Annotated in this window: 23 protein-coding genes; 13 read left to right on the top strand and 10 right to left on the bottom strand. The window is 67.8% G+C overall.

All coding sequences use genetic code 11. The features are described from left to right. Window positions 1-153: 153 nt before the first annotated feature. The 7 genes from GBO37_RS04725 to GBO37_RS04695 all read left to right on the top strand — a co-directional run bounded on the left by GBO37_RS04725 (window position 154) and on the right by GBO37_RS04695 (window position 6,853). Window positions 154-1,155, top strand: coding sequence for a DUF808 domain-containing protein (locus tag GBO37_RS04725; protein WP_045981618.1), 1,002 nt, complete (start codon window positions 154-156; stop codon window positions 1,153-1,155). A 107-nt stretch (window positions 1,156-1,262) separates the two neighbouring features. Then, complete coding sequence (gene ugpB / locus GBO37_RS04720) at window positions 1,263-2,576, top strand: sn-glycerol-3-phosphate ABC transporter substrate-binding protein UgpB (protein ID WP_252927530.1); 1,314 nt, start codon at window positions 1,263-1,265, stop codon at window positions 2,574-2,576. A gap of 79 nt (window positions 2,577-2,655) precedes the next feature. Next, the gene (ugpA, locus tag GBO37_RS04715; RefSeq protein ID WP_045981620.1) at window positions 2,656-3,534 is read left to right on the top strand and encodes a sn-glycerol-3-phosphate ABC transporter permease UgpA; all 879 of its coding nucleotides are present in this window, start codon (window positions 2,656-2,658) and stop codon (window positions 3,532-3,534) included. Further along, complete coding sequence (gene ugpE / locus GBO37_RS04710) at window positions 3,534-4,382, top strand: sn-glycerol-3-phosphate ABC transporter permease UgpE (protein ID WP_045981621.1); 849 nt, start codon at window positions 3,534-3,536, stop codon at window positions 4,380-4,382. Before ugpA ends, ugpE begins: the two co-directional genes overlap by 1 nt. A 1-nt stretch (window position 4,383) precedes the next feature. Continuing rightward, complete coding sequence (locus tag GBO37_RS04705) at window positions 4,384-5,391, top strand: sn-glycerol-3-phosphate import ATP-binding protein UgpC (RefSeq protein WP_045981622.1); 1,008 nt, start codon at window positions 4,384-4,386, stop codon at window positions 5,389-5,391. A gap of 84 nt (window positions 5,392-5,475) precedes the next feature. After that, window positions 5,476-6,546, top strand: coding sequence for a M4 family metallopeptidase (locus GBO37_RS04700; RefSeq protein WP_252927527.1), 1,071 nt, complete (start codon window positions 5,476-5,478; stop codon window positions 6,544-6,546). Between the two features lie 28 nt (window positions 6,547-6,574). Then, window positions 6,575-6,853, top strand: coding sequence for a protealysin inhibitor emfourin (locus GBO37_RS04695; RefSeq protein WP_045981624.1), 279 nt, complete (start codon window positions 6,575-6,577; stop codon window positions 6,851-6,853). Here the strand turns inward: GBO37_RS04695 and GBO37_RS04690 are convergent. From GBO37_RS04690 to GBO37_RS04665, 6 genes are all read right to left on the bottom strand, one after another. After that, window positions 6,850-7,812, bottom strand: a complete 963-nt coding sequence (locus tag GBO37_RS04690) for a magnesium transporter CorA family protein (RefSeq protein ID WP_045981625.1) — start codon at window positions 7,810-7,812, stop codon at window positions 6,850-6,852. The genes GBO37_RS04695 and GBO37_RS04690 overlap by 4 nt on opposite strands. A 115-nt stretch (window positions 7,813-7,927) precedes the next feature. Continuing rightward, window positions 7,928-8,125, bottom strand: a complete 198-nt coding sequence (locus GBO37_RS04685) for a CsbD family protein (protein ID WP_045981626.1) — start codon at window positions 8,123-8,125, stop codon at window positions 7,928-7,930. A 59-nt stretch (window positions 8,126-8,184) separates the two neighbouring features. Continuing rightward, a complete protein-coding gene (locus GBO37_RS04680; RefSeq protein WP_252927525.1) occupies window positions 8,185-9,132 on the bottom strand; it encodes a D-glycerate dehydrogenase in 948 nt (315 codons plus the stop codon). Beyond that, window positions 9,129-9,458: a tRNA-binding protein gene (locus GBO37_RS04675; RefSeq protein ID WP_252927523.1), complete on the bottom strand. Its 330-nt coding sequence runs from the start codon at window positions 9,456-9,458 to the stop codon at window positions 9,129-9,131. Before GBO37_RS04675 ends, GBO37_RS04680 begins: the two co-directional genes overlap by 4 nt. Further along, window positions 9,455-10,264, bottom strand: a complete 810-nt coding sequence (proC, locus tag GBO37_RS04670) for a pyrroline-5-carboxylate reductase (RefSeq protein WP_252927520.1) — start codon at window positions 10,262-10,264, stop codon at window positions 9,455-9,457. Before proC ends, GBO37_RS04675 begins: the two co-directional genes overlap by 4 nt. Window position 10,265: 1 nt before the next feature. Continuing rightward, the gene (locus GBO37_RS04665) at window positions 10,266-10,769 is read right to left on the bottom strand and encodes a YbjN domain-containing protein (protein WP_252927519.1); all 504 of its coding nucleotides are present in this window, start codon (window positions 10,767-10,769) and stop codon (window positions 10,266-10,268) included. Between the two features lie 178 nt (window positions 10,770-10,947). Between GBO37_RS04665 and cobD the strand changes: the two genes are divergently transcribed. Then, window positions 10,948-11,910 carry a threonine-phosphate decarboxylase CobD gene (cobD, locus tag GBO37_RS04660; RefSeq protein ID WP_252927518.1) on the top strand — a complete coding sequence of 321 codons (963 nt, stop codon included), beginning with the start codon at window positions 10,948-10,950 and terminating at the stop codon, window positions 11,908-11,910. Here cobD and GBO37_RS04655 read toward each other — a convergent pair. Continuing rightward, the gene (locus GBO37_RS04655) at window positions 11,907-12,203 is read right to left on the bottom strand and encodes an alkylphosphonate utilization protein (protein ID WP_045981632.1); all 297 of its coding nucleotides are present in this window, start codon (window positions 12,201-12,203) and stop codon (window positions 11,907-11,909) included. The two genes, cobD and GBO37_RS04655, sit on opposite strands and share 4 nt — an antisense overlap. 130 nt (window positions 12,204-12,333) lie before the next feature. Here GBO37_RS04655 and GBO37_RS04650 point away from each other — a divergent pair, with 130 nt between their 5' ends. The 5 genes from GBO37_RS04650 to GBO37_RS04630 are packed head-to-tail and all read left to right on the top strand — an operon-like array spanning window position 12,334 to window position 15,397. Beyond that, window positions 12,334-12,798, top strand: a complete 465-nt coding sequence (locus GBO37_RS04650) for a hypothetical protein (protein WP_252927517.1) — start codon at window positions 12,334-12,336, stop codon at window positions 12,796-12,798. Window positions 12,799-12,852: 54 nt separating this feature from the next. After that, window positions 12,853-13,755: a polyphosphate kinase 2 gene (gene ppk2 / locus GBO37_RS04645; protein WP_045981633.1), complete on the top strand. Its 903-nt coding sequence runs from the start codon at window positions 12,853-12,855 to the stop codon at window positions 13,753-13,755. A gap of 9 nt (window positions 13,756-13,764) precedes the next feature. Continuing rightward, window positions 13,765-14,625 carry a PhzF family phenazine biosynthesis protein gene (locus tag GBO37_RS04640; RefSeq protein WP_252927516.1) on the top strand — a complete coding sequence of 287 codons (861 nt, stop codon included), beginning with the start codon at window positions 13,765-13,767 and terminating at the stop codon, window positions 14,623-14,625. Further along, entirely contained in the window at window positions 14,622-14,915 is a 294-nt protein-coding gene (locus GBO37_RS04635) for a DUF1330 domain-containing protein (RefSeq protein WP_173404219.1), read from the top strand. Before GBO37_RS04640 ends, GBO37_RS04635 begins: the two co-directional genes overlap by 4 nt. 38 nt (window positions 14,916-14,953) lie before the next feature. Next, window positions 14,954-15,397 carry a TerB family tellurite resistance protein gene (locus tag GBO37_RS04630; RefSeq protein ID WP_371927483.1) on the top strand — a complete coding sequence of 148 codons (444 nt, stop codon included), beginning with the start codon at window positions 14,954-14,956 and terminating at the stop codon, window positions 15,395-15,397. On the opposite strand, the gene GBO37_RS04625 is transcribed toward GBO37_RS04630, so the two are convergent. The 3 genes from GBO37_RS04625 to GBO37_RS04615 are packed head-to-tail and all read right to left on the bottom strand — an operon-like array spanning window position 15,386 to window position 18,737. Further along, on the bottom strand, window positions 15,386-16,681 hold the full coding sequence (locus tag GBO37_RS04625; protein WP_252927514.1) for an FAD-binding oxidoreductase: 1,296 nt from the start codon (window positions 16,679-16,681) through the stop codon (window positions 15,386-15,388). The two genes, GBO37_RS04630 and GBO37_RS04625, sit on opposite strands and share 12 nt — an antisense overlap. Further along, window positions 16,678-18,033, bottom strand: coding sequence for a glutamine synthetase family protein (locus GBO37_RS04620; protein WP_252927513.1), 1,356 nt, complete (start codon window positions 18,031-18,033; stop codon window positions 16,678-16,680). Before GBO37_RS04620 ends, GBO37_RS04625 begins: the two co-directional genes overlap by 4 nt. Continuing rightward, window positions 18,030-18,737, bottom strand: coding sequence for a type 1 glutamine amidotransferase (locus GBO37_RS04615; RefSeq protein ID WP_252927512.1), 708 nt, complete (start codon window positions 18,735-18,737; stop codon window positions 18,030-18,032). The genes GBO37_RS04620 and GBO37_RS04615 overlap by 4 nt, the downstream gene beginning before the upstream one ends. Between the last annotated feature and the right edge of the window lie 103 nt (window positions 18,738-18,840).

Genomic DNA, 18,840 nt, shown 5'->3' with positions numbered 1-18,840 from the left:
GGCAGGTCATGGCCCGCGCAGTCCCCTCTGCGCGGGCCTTTTTGCATGCCGATCCGTGAGTGATGGTGAAACCGCTTGCCTCGACGCGCGTTGCCGGGTGCTGATGGGCTGCGGCACGGCGCCGCATCGGGCCAATTTCCGAAGGGACACTGCATGAGCGGGTTGATCGCGCTTCTTGACGACGTAGCGGCAATTTCAAAGGTGGCGGCGGCATCGATCGACGACGTGGCGGGCCAGGCGGCCAAGGCGGGCGCCAAAGCCGCGGGCGCGGTCATCGACGACGCGGCGGTGACGCCGAAATACGTCCACGGCTTCGACGCAAGCCGCGAGATCCCCATCGTCTGGAAGATCGCCCGCGGATCGCTGTTCAACAAGCTGGTGATCCTGCTGCCGGTCGCGCTGCTGCTGTCGGCCTTTGCGCCTTGGGCCATTCCGCCCCTGCTGATGCTGGGCGGCGCGTATCTGTGCTACGAGGGCGCGCACAAGGTCGCGCACCTGTTCCACAAGACCGACACCCATGACAGCGAAAAGCACACCCATCCCGACACCGACGGTGCCGCGCTGGAGGAGGCCCGCGTCGCCGGCGCCATCAAGACCGACTTCATCCTGTCGGCCGAGATCATGACAATCGCCCTGTCCACCATCCCGACCGACGACAGCCTGCTGATGAAGGCGGTCATCCTGGCGCTGGTCGCCGTGGCGATCACAGTCGCGGTCTATGGGTTCGTGGCGCTGGTGGTGAAGGCCGACGATGTCGGGGTGCACCTGGCACAGCGCCGCACCGGCGCCGTCGCCGCCCTGGGCCGCGGCATCGTCAAGGTCATGCCCGGCTTCATGAAGACGCTGACCGTGGTCGGCACCGCCGCGATGATCTGGGTCGGCGGGCAGATCATCGTGCACGGCCTGGAGCAGCTGGGCTGGGGCGCGCCCTATCACCTGATCCATGACTGGGCCGAGGCCGCCGCCGCCGCCGTGCCCGCGGCCCCCGGCGTGGTCGCATGGGTTGTCACCGCCTTTTGCGACGGCGTCATCGGCCTGATCCTGGGACTGGCCCTGCTGCCGGTGGCGACCAAGGTCATCAACCCGATCATCGGCGCCGTGATGGGGGCATTCGCGCAACTTCGTAAAAAACCGAACGCCAACGAAACCCGTTGACCCAAACCTCCCGACGTCACAAGACTGTCACATGAGCGTTGCGATGCTGTCGTGAACTGCCGATAGGCGGGGTCAGCATCGCAACTCTGTAAGGGAGGGAAGACAACATGATCCGATACGGAACCGCATCCGCTGTGGCGCTGGTGGCGTCGCTGACTGCCGCGCAGGCAGAAACGAACATCGAATGGTGGCACGCCATGGGCGGCGAGCTGGGCGCGAAACTGGAGGAGATCGCCCAGGGCTTCAACGACAGCCAGGACGAATACACCGTCACCCCCGCCTACAAGGGCACCTACCCCGAGACGATGACCGCCGCGATCGCCGCGTTCCGCGCGAACCAGCAGCCCGCCATCGTCCAGGTGTTCGAGGTCGGCACCGGCACCATGATGGCCGCCCAGGGCGCCATCGTCCCGGTCCACGAACTGATGGAGCAGCACGGCCAGGCCTTCGACCAGGCGGCGTTCCTGCCGGCCGTCGTCGGCTATTACACCGATGCCGACGGCAACATGCTGTCGATGCCCTTCAACAGTTCGACGCCGATCCTGTACTACAACAAGACCGTGTTCGAGAAGGCGGGCCTGGACCCGAACACCCCTCCCAAGACCTGGGCCGAGCTGGAGCAGTTCAGCAAGCAGATCATGGAATCGGGCGCCGCGACCTGCGGCTTCACCACCCAGTGGATTAGCTGGGCCCAGACCGAGAACCTGTCGGCCTGGCACAACCAGCCCATCGGCACGCTGGAGAACGGCTTTGGCGGTCTGGACGCGCGCCTGTCGCTGAACGGTCCCGTTCAGGTGAAGCACTGGGACAACCTCAAGCGCTGGTCCGACGAAGGCATCTTCAAGTACGGCGGCCCGGTGGGCGCTGACAACGCGGCCCCGATGCTGTACTCGCAGGAATGCGCGATGATGATGGGCAGCTCGGCCAGCCGTGCAGGCGTCATCGCCAACTCGACCGCGTACGAGGTCGGCTATGGCATGCTGCCCTATTACGACGACGTCGAGGGCGCACCGCAGAACTCGATCATCGGGGGCGCCTCGCTGTGGGTGCTGTCGGGCAAGACGGACGAGGAATACGCGGCGACCGCGGCGTTCTTCGAATACCTGACCCAGCCCGAGGTGCAGGCCGATTGGGCATCCTTCACCGGCTACCTGCCCATCACCGCCGCCGCGCGTGAGCAGATGGCAGGCTATTATGCCGAGAACCCCGGCGCCGACACCGGCATCAACCAGATCACCCTGAACGAGCCGACCGAGAACTCCAAGGGTCTGCGGTTCGGCAGCTATGTCCAGATCCGCGGCGTCATCGACGAGGAGTTCGAGCAGCTGCTGTCGGGCGACAAGGACGCACAGGGCGCGCTGGACGCGGTTGTCAGCCGCGGCGACGCGCTGCTGGAAGAGTTCCAGGCCCAGAACCAGTAACGTCCCCACCCTCCTTCGGCCGGGGCCGCGCATCAGGCGCGGCCCCGGTCTTTTCCCGTTTTCGCCCCAAGGTCCCGCGATGAAGCGCACCATTTTCCGAAACCAGCTGCTGCCATGGCTGCTGCTGGCCCCCCAGCTGATCATCACCTTCATCTTTTTCCTGTGGCCCGCCGGTCAGGCCATCCGTCAAAGCTTTCTGCGCGAGGATGCCTTCGGTACCCGGACGACCTTTGTCGGACTGGAAAACTTTGCCCGCCTGTGGGGCAGCCCCGAATATCTTAACAGCCTGCAGGTGACGGCGGTCTTCGCCATCTCGGTCACGGTGCTGTCGATGGGGCTGTCGCTGCTGCTGGCGATCGCGGTGGACCGGATGATCCGCAGCACGCGTGTCTATACGACGCTGCTGGTCTGGCCCTATGCGGTGGCGCCTGCGGTCGCGGGCATCCTGTGGTGGTTCATCTTCAATCCGACCATCGGCATCATGCCCTATCTGCTGGGGGGCTTGGGCTATGACTGGAACCACATCCAGGACAAGGGCGACGCCATGACGCTGGTCGTCATCGCCAGCGCGTGGAAACAGATCAGCTACAACTTCCTGTTCTTCCTGGCAGGGCTGCAGGCGATCCCGGCCAGCCTGCGCGAGGCCGCGGCCATCGACGGGGCGGGTCCGGTGCGGCGCTTCTTCGACATCACCTTTCCGCTGCTGTCGCCGACGACGTTCTTCCTGCTGGTCGTCAACATCGTCTATGCGATGTTCGACACGTTCGGCGTGATCGACGCCACGACCGAGGGCGGCCCGGCACAGGCCACCAACATCATGGTCTACAAGGTCTATTTCGACGGCTTCGTCGGGCAGAACCTGGGCTCGTCCGCCGCGCAGTCGGTGGTTCTGATGGCGCTGGTCCTGGTGCTGACGGTGATCCAGTTCCGGTTCGTTGAGAAGAAGGTGGCCTACTGATGATCGAGAACCGTCCCTTCCTGAACCTGGCCGCCCACCTGACGCTGATCCTGGGCGTCTGCGTCGTGGCGCTGCCGGTCTGGGTGGCCTTCGTGGCCTCGACCCACAGCGCGACCGCCTTCATGTCGGGCACCATCCCGATGTGGCCGGGCGACCAGATGATCCAGAACTACAGCCAGATGCTGGGCGCGGGCGTGTCCACCAGCGGCACGCCCCCGGTCGGCGTGATGATGTTGAACAGCCTGATCATGGCGCTGGCCATCGCCATCGGCAAGATCGTCATCTCGGTCCTGTCGGCCTTCGCGGTGGTCTATTTCCGCTTTCCGCTGCGCGGCCTGGCCTTCTGGTGCATCTTCATCACGCTGATGCTGCCGGTCGAGGTGCGCATCGTGCCCACCTTCCAGGTGGTCGCCGATCTGGGCATGCTGAACAGCTATGCCGGCCTGTCGATCCCGCTGATCGCGTCGGCCACGGCCACCTTCCTGTTCCGCCAGGTCTTCCTGACCATCCCGGACGAGCTGACCGAGGCCGCCCGCATCGACGGCGCCGGGCCCATGAAGTTCTTTCGCGACATCCTGCTGCCCTTGTCGCGCACCAATATCGCAGCCCTGTTCGTGATCCTGTTCATCTATGGCTGGAACCAGTATCTCTGGCCGCTGCTGATCACGACCAGTTCGGATTATTACACCATCGTTGCGGGGATCAAGCGCATGGCAGATGCCGTGGACGGTCTGCCGCAATGGCACCTGGTCATGGCGACCGCGATGCTGGCGATGATCCCACCCGTGATCGTGGTGGTCGCCATGCAGCGCCTGTTCGTCAAAGGTCTTGTCGAGACGGAGAAATAAGATGGCATCCATCACCCTCAACAATGTCGGCAAGGTCTATGCCGGCGGCGCCCGCGCCGTGGGCGGCGTCAATATCGACATCGCGGATGGCGAATTCCTGGTCCTGGTCGGCCCGTCGGGCTGCGGAAAATCCACGCTGCTGCGCATGGTCGCGGGGCTGGAGAGCATCACCGAGGGCGAGGTCCGGATCGGCGACCGCGTGGTCAACGAGATCGAGCCCGCCGATCGCGACATCGCCATGGTGTTCCAGAACTATGCCCTGTACCCGCACATGTCGGTGCGCCAGAACCTGGCATACGGCCTGAAGAACCGCGGCACCCCCAAGGCCGAGATCGAGCGGCGCGTGGGAATCGCCTCGGACATCCTGCAGATCGGCCCGTTCCTGGACCGCAAGCCGCGCGCCCTTTCGGGCGGCCAGCGTCAGCGCGTCGCCATGGGCCGCGCCATCGTGCGCGAACCGGCCGCGTTCCTCTTTGACGAGCCGCTGTCGAACCTGGACGCGAAACTGCGCGTCGCCATGCGGCTGGAGATCAAGGAGCTGCAGAAGCGCCTGCGCACGACCTCGATCTATGTGACCCATGACCAGCTGGAGGCGATGACGCTGGCCGACCGGCTGGTGGTGCTGAACGGCGGGCAGATCGAACAGATCGGCACGCCGCTGGAGGTCTATCGCCGCCCGGCATCGGCCTTCGTCGCCAGCTTCATCGGCAGTCCGGCCATGAACCTGATCGAGGCCAGCGCCGTCCCGCACCTGCCCGGAACCGGGCATGCGGGCCATGTGGGCATCCGCCCCGAGGATCTGAGCGTCACCGCCGACGGCCCGATCGAGATGTCGGTGCTGGCGGTCGAGGAACTGGGCGCGCAGCGGCTGGTCCACGGCAAGACCGGCGATGCCCGCATCACCATCACCCTGCCGTCCGATGCCCCCCTGTCCGATCACATGCGCCTGTCCTATCGCCCCGGCGGGCTGCACCTGTTTGACAAGGTCAGCGGCAAGCGCATGGACTGACTAGAATGAAACGTGAACATCCGACCCTTGCGGGTCGGGCGTTCCGTGCTACCTTGGGGTGAACCAACGCGGAAAGGTCGCCCCATGTGCCTGTCGTTCGGCTGCTCTCACCACAATCCCATCGCCTGCATCGTGCCGCCCTATATGCTGCGGGTGCTGGCGCTGCGGGGTGACCCCGCGACGGCGGACATGGCGCGCACGCTGCTGCGCCATGACGAACAGCTGCGCGAGGAGCGCGCGGCCTGGGCCAGCCTGCCGCCCGCGCCGCAGGGCATCGCCCCCGATCCCGACCTGTGCTGCCCCGACCGCCGCATCCATGACGGCGAATTCCGCGCCGCCCTTCCCGGCCGCCTGGTCCGGGCCGAGGGCGACGCGCCGTCCGGCATCGCGGATGCCGACTTGGCCTATGACAGCGCCGGCCAGGTCTTCGCGATGTTCGCCGAGGAATACGGCCGCAATTCGCTGGACGGACGCGGCATGCCGCTGGTGGCGACGGTCCAGCACCGCCGCAACTACAACAACGCCTTCTGGGACGGGCAGCAGATGGCCTATGGCACGGGCGACGGCAAGATCTTCCGGACCTTCCTGCAGCTGTCGGTCATCGCGCATGAGATGACCCATGGCGTCATCCAGCATTCCGGCGGGCTGATCTATGAGAACCAATCCGGCGCGCTGAACGAACATGTGGCCGACGTCTTTGGCGCGCTGGCCGAACAGCGGGTGCTGGGCCAGACCGCGCATCAGGCCGACTGGCTGATCGGGCGCGGCATCCTGGGCGCGGGCATCAACGGCGTGGCGCTGCGCAGCATCAAGGCACCGGGCACGGCCTATGCCGACGACCTGCTGGGCACCGATCCCCAGCCCTGGCACATGGATCAGTTCAACACCACGACCGACGACAATGGCGGCGTGCACATCAATTCGGGCATTCCGAACCATGCCTTCTACCTGTTCTGCAGCTATCTGGGCGGCAACGCGTGGGAGCTGCCGGGCCGCATCTGGTACCGGACGCTGCAGGACCTGAACAATCCGATGGCCAGCTTTTCCGATTTCGCCGACCAGACCCTGCGCAGCGCGGCAGCACTGACGGGCGCGGGCAGCCAACAGGCGCTGCTGCTGCGGCGCGCGTGGAAACTTGTGGGAATCGCGGTCTGATCCTATGATCCGCGGACCGGAGGACCGCATGATCATAGAGATCCGCAGCCACGGCGGCTTTGGCGGCATCACTGCCGCCACCTCGCGCCGCATCGACACCGACGCCCAACCCGAACCCCGGGCGCAGGAACTGTGCGCGGCCTTCCACCCCAAGGCATTGGCCGACATGGCGGCCACCCCCTGTCCCGGCTGCCCGGACCGGATGCGCTATGCGATCACCGTGACGGACGCGACCGGCCCGCACGCCATCACTCTTTCTGAGGGTCAGATGCCCCCCGAGATGCTGGACCTGCTGGACGATCTTTAGATCCAGCCCTTCCAACGCAGGAACAGCCATGTCCCCAGGGTCGTCCCGCCCATCAGGATCAGGGCAAAGGCATAGCCCCAGGGTTCGTCCAGTTCCGGCATGTTCGTGAAGTTCATCCCATAGACGCTGGCGATCAGCGTCGGCGGCAGGAACAGCGCCGCGACGACCGACAGGATGCGGACCGTGTTGTTCTGTTGCAGGTTGATCAGGCCAAGCGTGGTGTCCACCGCCAGGCTGACCCGCCCGCCCAGGAAATCGGCATGCACCTCCAGCGCCTGGATGTCGCGCATCTGGGCACGGGTGGCGGCGCGCAGGCGGCCCTCCTCGGGGCGGTCCTCCAGCGTGGCGGTATAGAACGCCTGCATCCGCTCGACCGTCAGCAGGGCCAGGCGGACGCGCGCCATCGTCTCGGCCTCGCGTCCGACATCCTGCAGCGCGGCCTGAAGCCGGTCCGAGGCCGCGGCGACCGCGCGGCGTTCGAACACCGCGGCGGTGGTCTGGTCCAGCGTGCGGCCCGCCCCTTCCAGGATGTCGGCCAGCCGGGCGATGATCTCCTCGACAAGGCCCAGGAACAGGCGGTCGGGCGTGCCGCAGCCTAGGGTCGAGCGTTCGGCGCGTTCGGGATAGGTCAGGAACGGCCGCGGCGAATGGTGGCGCACCGTCACCAGCCGGTCCGTCGACAGGATGAACGTCACCGGCATCGAGATCCGGTCACCCCCGGCGCGCTCTCCCGGCAGCATCGCGGTCATGTAGTCCAGCCCGTCCTCGCGATAGAGGCGGTTGGACAGCTCGATCTCCTCCATCTCGGCCAGGCTGGGAACAGGCACGCCAAGCACGCGCAGCTGCGCGATCTCGGCGTCGTTCGGCTGGATCAGGTCAATCCATGCCGCGTCCGCGACATCGCGTTCTGCGGCAAGGCGCACCAGGCGACCGTTCTCGATGGAATAGGCGTAATACATGCGACGCTCCGGTCGGTTCGCCCCCGTGGTGCCCTACCGCGGACAAACGATCAAGCGGATGTGGAAAGGGGCGCCCCGGATGGGACGCCCTTGATCAACCGTTGCGGCACGGCGATCACTTGTCGCGATAGTAATCGTCAATCTCGCGGTCGGCCTGGTCCTTGGTCCAGCCGTATTTTTCCTGCAGCTTGCCGGCCAGCTTGTCCTTGTTGCCGTCGATCTGATCCAGCTCGTCGTCGGTCAGTTCGCCCCATTTGACCTTGGTCGCGCCTTTCAGCTGCTTCCATTTGCCTTCGATGATATCCCAGTTCATATCCGCCTCCTTTTCAGACGTTCATATGCCGGAATAACGCCCGCAGCCGTGGCAGGTTCCTAGCGGACAAGGTCCGGCGGAACGCCGCCGTCGATATGGGCCTGCAGGTTCGCCAGCGCGCGCAGGCCCATGCGGGTGCGCGTGTCGTCGGTGGCCGTTCCCAGATGCGGCAGCAGCGTGGCATTGGGGGCATCCAGCAGGGCCTGGGGCACATGAGGCTCCTGCGCATAGACGTCCAGGCCCGCGCCCGCGATGCGGCCGTCCACCAGGGCTGCGATCAAGGCGTCCTCGTCCACCACGTCGCCGCGGGCGATGTTGACCAGCACGCCTTGGGGGCCCAGGGCGTCCAATTCGGCCGCGCCGATCAGGCCGCGCGTGGCCGCACCCCCCGGCACGGCGATCACCGCCACGTCGCAGGCCGCAAGCATGGCGCGCAGATTGCCGATCTGGCGGGCCGGAAAGTCCAGCCCCGCGACGGCCGAACGGTTGAAGAACACCACCTCCATCCCGAAGCCCAGATGCGCGCGCCGCGCGATGGCCTGACCGATCCGGCCCATGCCGACGATGCCCACGGTGCGGCCCGACATCTCGGCGCCCAGCAGCTGCGTGGGGTTCCACCCGGTCCAGCCGCCCGCGCGCAGCAGGCGTTCGCCCTCGGACGCGCGGCGCAGCACCATCAGCATCAGCGTCAGCGCAATGTCGGCGGTGGCGTCGGTCACCACGTCGGGCGTGTTCGTGACCGCCACACCGGCGGCGCGGGCCGCGGCGATGTCGATATGGTTGAACCCCGCGCCGAAATTGGCCAGCAGCCTGCAGCGCAGATCGCCCTGGAAGGCCTCGGCCCCGAACGCATCGCCAAGGGTCGGGATGATCGCGTCATAGTCGCGCATCGCCTGCCCCGCCTGATCGACGGTCAGGGGCGTGTTGTCGCGGAAGGTCGCGTCGCAGGCCGCGCGGATGGCGGCGGTGGCGCGGTCGGTCATCGGGCGGGTGACAAGAACCTTCAATAGAGGCGGCCTCCGTTGGGGACGGTCAGGTCGGGGCGGATCAGCACGACCTCATTGTCGGGGTCGGGCACGCCCAGGACCAGCACCTCGGACATGACGGGGCCGATCTGGCGGGGCGGAAAGTTCACGACGCACAGCACCTGCGTGCCGACCAGCGTCTGGGGGTCGTAATGGCGGGTGACCTGGGCCGAGGACTTGCGCTCTCCCAGATCGCCCAGGTCCAGCCACAGCTTGATCGCGGGCTTGCGCGCTTCGGGGAAGGGTTCGGCGCGGGTGATGGTGCCGACGCGGATGTCGACCTTCAGGAAATCGTCAAAGGTGATCATCCGCGACCCAGCTCCCGCCCGCGTTCGGTCGCGGCCGCCACGGTGCGCACCATCAGCGGCATCAGGCCGGTGCCTTCGTCCATCAGCACCGCCAGCCCCGCCGCTGTCGTCCCGTTGGGAGAGGTCACATTGCGGCGCAGCACGGCCGGGTCCTCGTCCGCATGGACGGCCAGCGCACCGGCGCCGGCTACGGTCATGCGCGCCAGTTCCAGCGACAGCGCGGGCGACAGGCCCTGCGCGGCACCTGCGGCGGCCATGGCCTCGATCAGGTGGAACACATAGGCCGGGCCGCTGCCCGACAGGCCGGTGACGGCGTCCATCTGACCCTCATGCTCCAGCCGGACGACGCGGCCCACGGCGCGCATCAGCGCCTCGGCCAGGTCCAGGTGCGCGGGCGTTGCGGCACCGTTGCCGATCATCGCGGAAATGCCCTGACCGATGGCCGCGGGCGTGTTGGGCATCACCCGGATCACGGGGGCGCCGGGAAAGGCCGCCTCGAAGGTCGCGATGGTGGTGCCCGCCGCGACCGATATCACCAGGCTGCCCGACAGGTCCGGCATCGCGGCCAGCGCGCCGCCCATCATCTGCGGCTTGACCGCCAGCACGACCACGGCCGGATCAGCCGGCAGGTCCGCATTCACGCGCAACCCGCGGTCCTGCCATTCCGGTGCCAGGTTCGGGTCGATGACCGTGACCGCGCCCGCGTCCAGCCCGCGCGCCAGCCACCCCTGCAGCATCGCCCCACCCATGCGGCCGCATCCGACCAGGACCAGTCCGCGCGCGTTGATGTCGTCGAAATCGTTCATGTCAGGCCCGTCCGTAGGTTTCGCCTAAGGCAATCTCCAGCGCCGCGGCGGGCGAGGTGCCGCCCCACCCGGCCAACTGGAACGAAGGATAGAACCGCTCGCACGCGGCCAGGGCGGTGCCGATCATCCGGTCCACCTGTTCGGGCGACGCGATCGCGTCCCCCGCCAGCACCAGCCCGTACCGCCAGACCATCTGTCGCTGCGGCGCGCAGAAGGTGAAGGCCCCGTCCCAGACTCGGTCGTTGGCCAGGTTGATCGTCTGATAGATGGCCGGCATGCGGTCCGCCGGCGGGTCCATGTCGAAGCTGCAGATCAGCCGCAGGACCGCGTCGCGGGGCGACCATGCCAGGGTCAGCGCATAGCGGCGCCACTGGCCGTCCACATCCATGACGATCTGATCCTCGGCCAGGCGGTCGAACTCCCAGGCATGGTGGGTGGCCACGGCCTCGACGATGTCGATGGGGTGGATGCCGTCGATGCGCATGGTGGAATCGATCTGCGTCATGGTCTGCCTGTGGCTGCGGTCTTGCGCCGCGGTGGTCCTTGGGTGGCCACACAACACCGGGGGTCGGCGGCCATGGCGCTTACAACATATCGTGGTCGGCTTTACCACTGGTGTAAAGTCCGAATTGCCCCCGCGGCGGTGGTATCCTAGCAGGGGCGGACAGGACCAAGGGGGCGGCATGGCACGCGATCACGGCGGCAATCTGGATGCGGCGCAGGCACGGTTCGGCACGGGCGACTGGATCGATCTGTCGACCGGTATCAACCGCAGGCCCTGGCCGGTCCAGCCCCTGTCGGACACGGCCTTTCGCGCGCTGCCGATGGCCAGGGCGGAACGGGCGCTGATCCGGGTCGCCGCGGAATGGTTCGGCTGCGCGGACGACCATGTCCTGCCGATGGCGGGGGCCACGGCCGCGATCCAGCTGGTGCCGCGCCTGCGGCCCGCGGGCCATGCCGCGGTGCTGACGCCCAGCTACAACGAACATGCGGCCAGCCTGACAGCTGCGGGCTGGCGCGTCACCCCCGCCCCCGACCTGGACAGGATGGATGGCGCCGACCTGGCCGTCGTCGTGAACCCCAACAACCCCGACGGGCGGGAATGGTCGCCCCTGGTCCTGGCCGCGCTGGCACGGCGGGTCGGCCTGCTGATCGTCGACGAAAGTTTCGCGGATGCGCGCCCCGACCTGTCGCTGGCCCGGTCCCTGCCCGCCAATGCGGTGGTGCTGCGCAGCTTTGGCAAGTTCTGGGGTCTGGCCGGGCTGCGGCTTGGCTTTGCGCTGGCGGACCCGGCCCTGCTGTCGCCGCTGCGCGAGGCCGCGGGCCCTTGGTCCGTCAGCGGCCCCGCGCTGGAGATCGCGACCGCCGCCATGGCCGACCGGGCCTGGGCCGACGACACCGTCACCTATCACGCCGAAGCCGCGCTGAACCTTGACCGGCTGGCCGCGCGCGCGGGCTGGCGGCCCTTGGGCGGGACGCACCTGTTCCGTCTGTACGACACGCCGGACGCGCAGGCGGCCCAGGACACGCTGGCCCGCGCACATGTCTGGACCCGGCGCTTTCCCTATTCGGACCGCTGGCTGCGGCTTGGCATTCCCGGCAGCCGGGACGAGTTCGCCCGCGCCGGGCAGGCCCTGACCGGCTAGCGCTTGCGCAGGAATTCCGTGCGCAGGACCAGGCCCCTGATGCCGTCGTGGCGACAGTCGACCTCTGCCGGGTCGTCGGTCAGGCGGATGCCGCGGATCACGGTGCCCTGCTTGATCACGGTGCTGCTGCCCTTGACCTTCAGGTCCTTGATGACGACCACCTGGTCGCCGTCGGCCAGCGGCGTGCCCGCGCTGTCGCGCACGATGCCGGCGGCGGCGGCCTCGGCCGCGACCTCGGCGGCGGGGCGCCATTCGCCCGTGGCCTCGTCATAGACATAGTCGTCATCGGCCATGGTCTGCCCTTTCGCGGCTGGCGGCGCAGGGTGCCGCCCGTCACGCCTTAGGGCGCGGGGGCGGGCCGCGCAACCTCTGGCGCAGGGCGCGGGGTTTGGCCATGATGGGCCTGCGAAAAGGATGCCCCCGATGATGCGACTTGCTCTGTTCCTGACGATGCTGGCCGCCCCCGCGGCCTTGGCCGACGCGCCGCTGATGGTGCTGGACCGCACGCAGCTGCCGTTCGACCTGGGGCCCGGGAACCCCGCCAACAGCCCCGCACGGCCGGGCAATGCGCCCCATGCGGCCTGGAACTCGGCCGGAAATACCGCGAACGCGCCGACCGCACCGGGCAACCGCCCCAGCGACCGCGTGAACGAGGGGAGAGTGATCTTCACCTMGGACGGGTCGGTGGTGGGCTATTACGCGCCGAACGCGGTCGGGGTGCTGAACCTGTTCGACACCCAGGGCCGGCGCATCGCCTATCGCCCGGCGCGGGGCACGAAAAGCCTGTTCACTGTGCAGGGCGCCTGGTGCGGCACGGTCGACGGGCAGCGCGACGGCAGTCTGGTGCTGGCGGTCACGCCGGATTGCGCGCGCCAGTTCATGCGCTGACACCCTATCGTCACATTCCGTCCCTAGACCGCAGCAAAGCCACCGGAGACGCAGATGAACGACTACAAGGACTGGCTGCAGGCAGAACTGCAGGAGACCCTGGACGAGGATATCGAGCTGGAGATGGAGGACGCCGCCCTGTCGGCCGAGATCCGGCGCATCTATCGCAGCCACCATCCCGACCAGATGGACCGCAAGCTGTATTTCCGCGAACTGCTGCGCCTTCAATCCGAACTGATCCGCCTTCAGGACTGGGTCAGCCACAACAACGAACGCGTCGTGGTCCTGTTCGAGGGGCGCGACAGCGCCGGCAAGGGCGGCGCCATCAAGCGCATCACGCAGCGGCTGAACCCGCGCGTGGCCCGCGTTGTCGCCCTGCCCGCCCCGTCCGACCGGGAGAAGACGCAGTGGTATTTCCAGCGCTATGTCCCCCACCTGCCGGCGGGCGGAGAGATCGTGCTGTTCGACCGCAGCTGGTACAACCGTGCGGGCGTCGAACGCGTCATGGGCTTTGCCACCGAGGATCAGGTCGAACAGTTCTTCCAGGACGTGCCCGAATTCGAACGCATGCTGGTCCGGTCGGGCATCCGGCTGGTCAAGTACTGGTTCTCGATCACGGACGAGGAGCAGCAGATGCGGTTCCAGATGCGCATCCACGACCCACTCAAGCAGTGGAAGCTGTCGCCCATGGACCTGCAGTCCCGCGTCCGGTGGGAGGCCTATACCAAGGCCAAGGAGGACATGTTCGAACGCACGAACATCCCCGAGGCGCCCTGGTACATCGTGCCCGGCAACGACAAGAAGCGCGCACGGCTGAACTGCATCGACCACCTGCTGGGCCTGATTCCCTATGGCGACGTGGACCACGAACAGATCACCCTGCCCGACCGCGTCTTCAACCCCGATTATGAGCGCGACGCGGTCCCCCGCGAGCTGTATGTTCCGCAAAAATACTGAACCGGGGCGATGATGCTGGAATATCATGTCTATGACGTCTTCACCGACCGGCCCTTTGCGGGCAATCCGCTGGCCGTGGTCATGGGGGCCGATGCCCTGAGCACGCGGCAGATGCAGACCATCGCCCGCCAGTTCAACCTGTCCGAGACGATCTTCGTCATGGCGCCGCGCGATCCCGCACACCGCGCCCGCGTCCGCATCTTCCTGCCGCTGGCAGAGATCCCCTTTGCGGGTCACCCCACCATCGGCTGCGCGCTGCACCTGTCGGCGGGCGACGGCGATCTGGTGCTGGAGGAGGAGGCCGGGCCGGTCCCCGTGACCATCCGCAACGGTCTGGCCGAATTCGCGGCCCCCGTGCTGCCGCAGCTGGGCGATGCGGTTGCCGCTGACCTGGCGGCGGCGGGCCTGGGCCTCGGCGCGGATCAGGTGGGTTTCGACACGCACCGCCCGGTCGTGGCCCATGCGGGTCCGGCCTTCATCTTCGTGCCGCTGCGCGATGCGCAGGCCCTGGCGGATGCCCGCCCGGCCGGGGCCGCATTCGAGGCGCTGACGGCACCGGTTGGCAAGGTCTATGCCTATGCCCCCGACGGCGCAGGGTTTCGCGCGCGCATGTTCGCCCCCGGCAGCGGCGTCCCCGAGGACCCCGCCACCGGATCGGCCACCGCGACCCTGGCCGCCCCCCTGCTGACCGCAGGCGTCCTGCCCGAGGGAGAGACGCGCCTGTCCCTGCGCCAGGGGGTCGAGATGGGGCGCCCGTCGCAGCTGGGCCTGCGCATCGCCGTCAAGGGCGGCGCGCTGGCGCAGGTCTGCGTGTCCGGCCGTGCCGTTCCCGTGGCCCAAGGCCGCATCCGCATTCCGGAGGACACATGACCAAGGCTTATTGGATCGCCCATGTGACGATCGACGACCCGGAGGCCTATGACGCCTATCGCCGGGCCAATGCGGAGCCCTTTGCCGAATACGGCGCGCGCTTCCTGGTGCGCGGTGGCCCGCAGCAGGTGGTCGAGGGCCATGCCCGCCCCCGCAGCGTGGTGATCGAGTTCCCGTCGCTGGAGGCGGCACAAGCCTGTTACGACAGTCCCGGCTATCAGGCGGCCAAGGCGCTGCGCGAGCCGGTCTCTGCCGCAGATGTGATCATCGTCGAGGGCTGGCCCGGCTAGACCGCGGCCGTCTGCAGGGGCATCCTTCGGCCATGTTCATGGACCTACTGACACGCCTGATGGGCGATACCGCCGCGCCGATCGACCGCGACGATGCCGAACTGGCCATCGCCGCGCTGCTGGTGCGCGTGGCACGGGCCGACGATCATTACGATCAGGCCGAACGCGACCGCATCGAGCAGGTCCTGTCCCGCCGCGGCCTGACTGCGGCCGAGGCCGCCGCCCGCCGCGCCCAGGCCGAGGCGCTGGAGGCGGAGGCCAGCGACACCGTCCGCTTCACCCGCCAGATCAAGGACCGCATCGCGCTGGAGGATCGTCGTGCCGTTCTGGCCGCGCTGTGGGAGGTCGCCTATGCCGACAACAGCCGCGGCGCGGATGAGGACAGCCTGATCCGCCTGGTCTCCAGCCTTCTGGGCGTGACCGACCGCGAATCGGCCGAGATCCGTCAGCAGGTGCTGGCCCGGATGGGCCTAGAACCCTAACCGGTCGCGCAGCCCGAACCACGCCATCCCCGCCACCAGCAGCGGCTTGCGCAGGGCCGCACCGCCCGGAAAGGGCCGGGTGGGAACGGCGGCCATGGCGTCGAACCGTTCGGCTTGGCCCGCCACGGCCTCGGCCATCAACTGCCCCGCCAGCGTGGCCATCGCCACGCCATGCCCGGAATAGCCGCTGGCCGACAGGCAGTTCGGCGCGGGCCGGGTGAAGCAGGGCATGCGGTTCATGGTGATGGCCAGCGTCCCGCCCCAGGCATGGGTCAGGGGCACGTCCTGCAGCTGCGGATAGACCGACAGCAGATGCGGGCGGACCACCGCCGCAATGTCGCGCGGAAAGCGGTAGGTGACCGTCTCTCCACCGCCGAAGACCAGCCGCCGGTCGTCGTCGACGCGCCAGTAGTTCACCACGAACTTCGTGTCCGCCACCGCGATGCGGTCCGGCAGGATCTCGGGGTGATCATCCAGCGGCGGGGTCGCGACGATATAGTTGTTGATGGGCATGACCCGCGCGGCCACGCCCTGGTCCAGATCGCCCAGATAGCCGTTGCAGGCCAGGATCACGTGATCGGCCCGCAGCACGCCCTGATCGGTGCGGATAATGCTGGGCGCACCATGGGTCAGGCCGGTGACCTGCGCGCGCTCATGGATCACGACGCCTGCCTCCTGCGCCAGCCGCGCCATCCCCAGGGCCAGCGCCAGCGGCTGGACGTGCCCCGCGCCGCGGTCCAGATCGCCGCCGACATAGGCCGTGCTGCCCAAGGCCGCCGCCAGCCCGTCGCGGTCCAGGGGCGTGACTCGGTCGTAGCCGTAATGCCGTGCCAGATGGTCGGCCATGTGGCGCGCGTGTTCGACCTCCGCCCCGCTGCGGCAGGCATGGGCGATGCCGTCGCGGACCCGCACGCCCGCTTCGGCGGCGATGGTGCGGACGGCGGCCTTGGCCTCCTCGGCCAGATCCCACAAGCGGCGGGCCATGTCGCGGCCCAACTGCGCCTCCAGCCAGTCAACTTCCTGCCGCTGGCCGGACCCGATCTGGCCGCCGTTGCGGCCCGAGGCGCCGAACCCCACGCGCTGCGCCTCCAGCACCCGGACCGACAGGCCCCGCCGCGCCAGATGCAGCGCGGCCGACAGCCCGGTATAGCCCGCCCCGATCACCGCGACATCCGCCCGCGCCTCGCCCCGCAGGGGCGGCAGGTCGGGCTGCGGCCCGCACTGGTCGGCATAGAGGCTGGGCGGATAGGCCCCTAGCCGGTCGTTCAGGTGCAGCAGGTTCATACGTTCAGCAGCAGATGTTCGCGTTCCCACGGGCTGATGACCTGCAGGAACTCCTTGTATTCGTTGCGCTTGACCGATTCGTAGACCGCGCAGAAATCCTCGCCCAAGACGCCGCGCATGGGCGCGCTCTCCGACATCAGGTCCAGCGCGTCGCCCAGGTTGTAGGGCAGCTCGTCCTCGGACATGTAGGCGTCGCCCAGGCATTCGGCGCGCGGGTTCTCGGCTTCCAGCAGGCCCAGATAGCCGCAGGCCAAGCTGGCCGCAATGCCCAGATAGGGGTTGCAGTCCATGCCCGCCAGCCGGTTCTCCAGCCGCCGCGCCTCCGGCCCCGAGATCGGCACGCGCAGGCCGGTGGTGCGGTTGTCGCGCCCCCATTCCAGGTTGATGGGCGCCGCGAAATCCGGGACATAGCGGCGATAGCTGTTCACATAGGGCGCCAGCAGCGCGATGGCCGCGGGCAGGTGCCGCTGCATTCCGGCGATGAAATGCAGGAAGGCCGGGGTCTCGCGGCCTTTTTCATCGGAAAAGATGTTCTGGCCAGTGGCGATGTCCGTGATCGAGTGGTGGATGTGCATCGCGCTGCCGGGTTCACCCTCGATGGGCTTGGCCATGAAAGTCGCAAAGCAGTCGTGGCGCAACGCAGCCTCGCGGATCAGCCGCTTGAAATAAAATATCTCGTCCGCCAGGGCCACCGGATCGCCGTGGTTCAGGTTGATCTCGACCTGGCCCGCGCCGCCCTCCTGCAGGATGCCGTCGATCTCGAAGCCCTGGGCCTCGGCAAAATCGTAGATGTCGTCGATGACCTTGCCGTATTCGTCGACCGCCGACATGGAATAGGCCTGTTTCGCGGCGGCCCGCCTGCCCGTGCGGCCCATGGGCGGGATGATCGGCTGGTTCGGGTCGATGTTGCGGGCGACCAGGAAGAACTCCATCTCGGGCGCCACGACCGGGTTCCAGCCTTTGTCGCGGTACAGCTGCACCACGCGTTTCAGCACGTTGCGCGGCGCGATGGGCATGGGGTTGCCCTGCTGGTCGGTCGCGTCATGGATGACCTGGATGGTCCAGTCGGCGGTCCAGGGCGCGGCGGTGGCGGTCGAATAATCCGGAACCATCACCATGTCCGGTTCGGTGAACGCGCCCGACGGGTTGTCGGCCCATTCCCCGGTGATCGTCTGCAGAAAGATCGAGTTGGGCAGGTAGAACTGGTTCTGCCGCGCGAATTTCGACGCAGGCATTGCCTTGCCACGGGCCACGCCCGCAATGTCGGCCACGATGCATTCGACCTCGTCCAGGCGGCGCCCGGACATGAAGTCGCGCGCGGCCTGGGGCAGTTTCTCGGTCCAGTCGCTCATGCGGCACCTTTGTCGGCTCGCGCCAGAGCGCGGGGTTGCTTGAAGAAGGCCTCGATCCGGTCGGCCAGCAGGGACGCGCCATCGGCCTGCCCCATGCGGGCCGCAGCCCCGGCCAGCAGGTCGTCCGGCACGACGCCCTTGGCGCGGGTGTCCATCAGCCCTTGGATGAAGTCGTCGCCGAATTCCGGATGCGCCTGCACGGTGAAGGCCCGGTCGCCATAGATCAGCGCGGCGTTTTCGCAGAACGCGTTGCGGCCCGCGACATGCGCGCCGGGCGGCAGGGTCACGACCTGATCCTGGTGCCAGGCGTTCAGCGTGACGGGCTGGCCGCCGAAATCGTAATCCTGCGCGCCCACGGCCCAACCGCCGGGATGCTTGACCACGGTGCCGCCCAGGGCCTGCGCGATGATCTGATGACCAAAGCAGATGCCGACCATCGGCACGCCTGCGTCATGGACGCGGCGGATGAAATCCTCCAGCGGCGGGATGAAGGCGTGATCCTCATAGGCCCCGTGGCGCGAACCGGTCAGCAGCCAGCCGTCGGCATCGTGGATGTCCTGTGGAAACTCCATCCCCTCGACATGCCAGGTGGTGAAGTCGAATCCGCGCCCGGCCAGCAGGCGCACGAACATGTCCGGATAGTCGCCCAAATCCCGCTTCAGCTGCGCCGGCGACTGGCCGCATTGAAGGATGCCGATCCGCATGAAAAACCTTGATGTTGCTTGTGTCCGAAGCCTAGTCGCCCCGCAGGGGGGGCCGCAAGGGGGGCGTTTGCGCCTTTTGGCGGTCTGGCCGCGCGGACGCACA

This window comes from Paracoccus sp. 08 (genome assembly GCF_024105395.1).
Taxonomy (GTDB): Bacteria; Pseudomonadota; Alphaproteobacteria; order Rhodobacterales; family Rhodobacteraceae; genus Paracoccus; species Paracoccus marcusii.
This window is presented reverse-complemented; position numbering and strand designations above follow the sequence as displayed.

What these genes read in the sequence shown, in the direction of transcription:
- GBO37_RS04705 (WP_045981622.1), top strand. Translation starts at nt 4,384, where the DNA reads ATGGCATCCATCACCCTCAACAATGTCGGCAAGGTCTATGCCGGCGGC.
- GBO37_RS04685 (WP_045981626.1), bottom strand. Translation starts at nt 8,125, where the DNA reads ATGAACTGGGATATCATCGAAGGCAAATGGAAGCAGCTGAAAGGCGCG.
- GBO37_RS04625 (WP_252927514.1), bottom strand. Translation starts at nt 16,681, where the DNA reads ATGAACCTGCTGCACCTGAACGACCGGCTAGGGGCCTATCCGCCCAGC.
- GBO37_RS04695 (WP_045981624.1), top strand. Translation starts at nt 6,575, where the DNA reads ATGATCATAGAGATCCGCAGCCACGGCGGCTTTGGCGGCATCACTGCC.
- GBO37_RS04615 (WP_252927512.1), bottom strand. Translation starts at nt 18,737, where the DNA reads ATGCGGATCGGCATCCTTCAATGCGGCCAGTCGCCGGCGCAGCTGAAG.
- GBO37_RS04655 (WP_045981632.1), bottom strand. Translation starts at nt 12,203, where the DNA reads ATGGCCGATGACGACTATGTCTATGACGAGGCCACGGGCGAATGGCGC.
- ugpA (WP_045981620.1), top strand. Translation starts at nt 2,656, where the DNA reads ATGAAGCGCACCATTTTCCGAAACCAGCTGCTGCCATGGCTGCTGCTG.
- ugpE (WP_045981621.1), top strand. Translation starts at nt 3,534, where the DNA reads ATGATCGAGAACCGTCCCTTCCTGAACCTGGCCGCCCACCTGACGCTG.
- GBO37_RS04690 (WP_045981625.1), bottom strand. Translation starts at nt 7,812, where the DNA reads ATGTATTACGCCTATTCCATCGAGAACGGTCGCCTGGTGCGCCTTGCC.
- GBO37_RS04700 (WP_252927527.1), top strand. Translation starts at nt 5,476, where the DNA reads ATGTGCCTGTCGTTCGGCTGCTCTCACCACAATCCCATCGCCTGCATC.
- GBO37_RS04620 (WP_252927513.1), bottom strand. Translation starts at nt 18,033, where the DNA reads ATGAGCGACTGGACCGAGAAACTGCCCCAGGCCGCGCGCGACTTCATG.
- GBO37_RS04640 (WP_252927516.1), top strand. Translation starts at nt 13,765, where the DNA reads ATGATGCTGGAATATCATGTCTATGACGTCTTCACCGACCGGCCCTTT.
- GBO37_RS04725 (WP_045981618.1), top strand. Translation starts at nt 154, where the DNA reads ATGAGCGGGTTGATCGCGCTTCTTGACGACGTAGCGGCAATTTCAAAG.
- GBO37_RS04635 (WP_173404219.1), top strand. Translation starts at nt 14,622, where the DNA reads ATGACCAAGGCTTATTGGATCGCCCATGTGACGATCGACGACCCGGAG.
- GBO37_RS04675 (WP_252927523.1), bottom strand. Translation starts at nt 9,458, where the DNA reads ATGATCACCTTTGACGATTTCCTGAAGGTCGACATCCGCGTCGGCACC.
- GBO37_RS04665 (WP_252927519.1), bottom strand. Translation starts at nt 10,769, where the DNA reads ATGACGCAGATCGATTCCACCATGCGCATCGACGGCATCCACCCCATC.
- ugpB (WP_252927530.1), top strand. Translation starts at nt 1,263, where the DNA reads ATGATCCGATACGGAACCGCATCCGCTGTGGCGCTGGTGGCGTCGCTG.
- proC (WP_252927520.1), bottom strand. Translation starts at nt 10,264, where the DNA reads ATGAACGATTTCGACGACATCAACGCGCGCGGACTGGTCCTGGTCGGA.
- cobD (WP_252927518.1), top strand. Translation starts at nt 10,948, where the DNA reads ATGGCACGCGATCACGGCGGCAATCTGGATGCGGCGCAGGCACGGTTC.
- ppk2 (WP_045981633.1), top strand. Translation starts at nt 12,853, where the DNA reads ATGAACGACTACAAGGACTGGCTGCAGGCAGAACTGCAGGAGACCCTG.
- GBO37_RS04630 (WP_371927483.1), top strand. Translation starts at nt 14,954, where the DNA reads ATGGACCTACTGACACGCCTGATGGGCGATACCGCCGCGCCGATCGAC.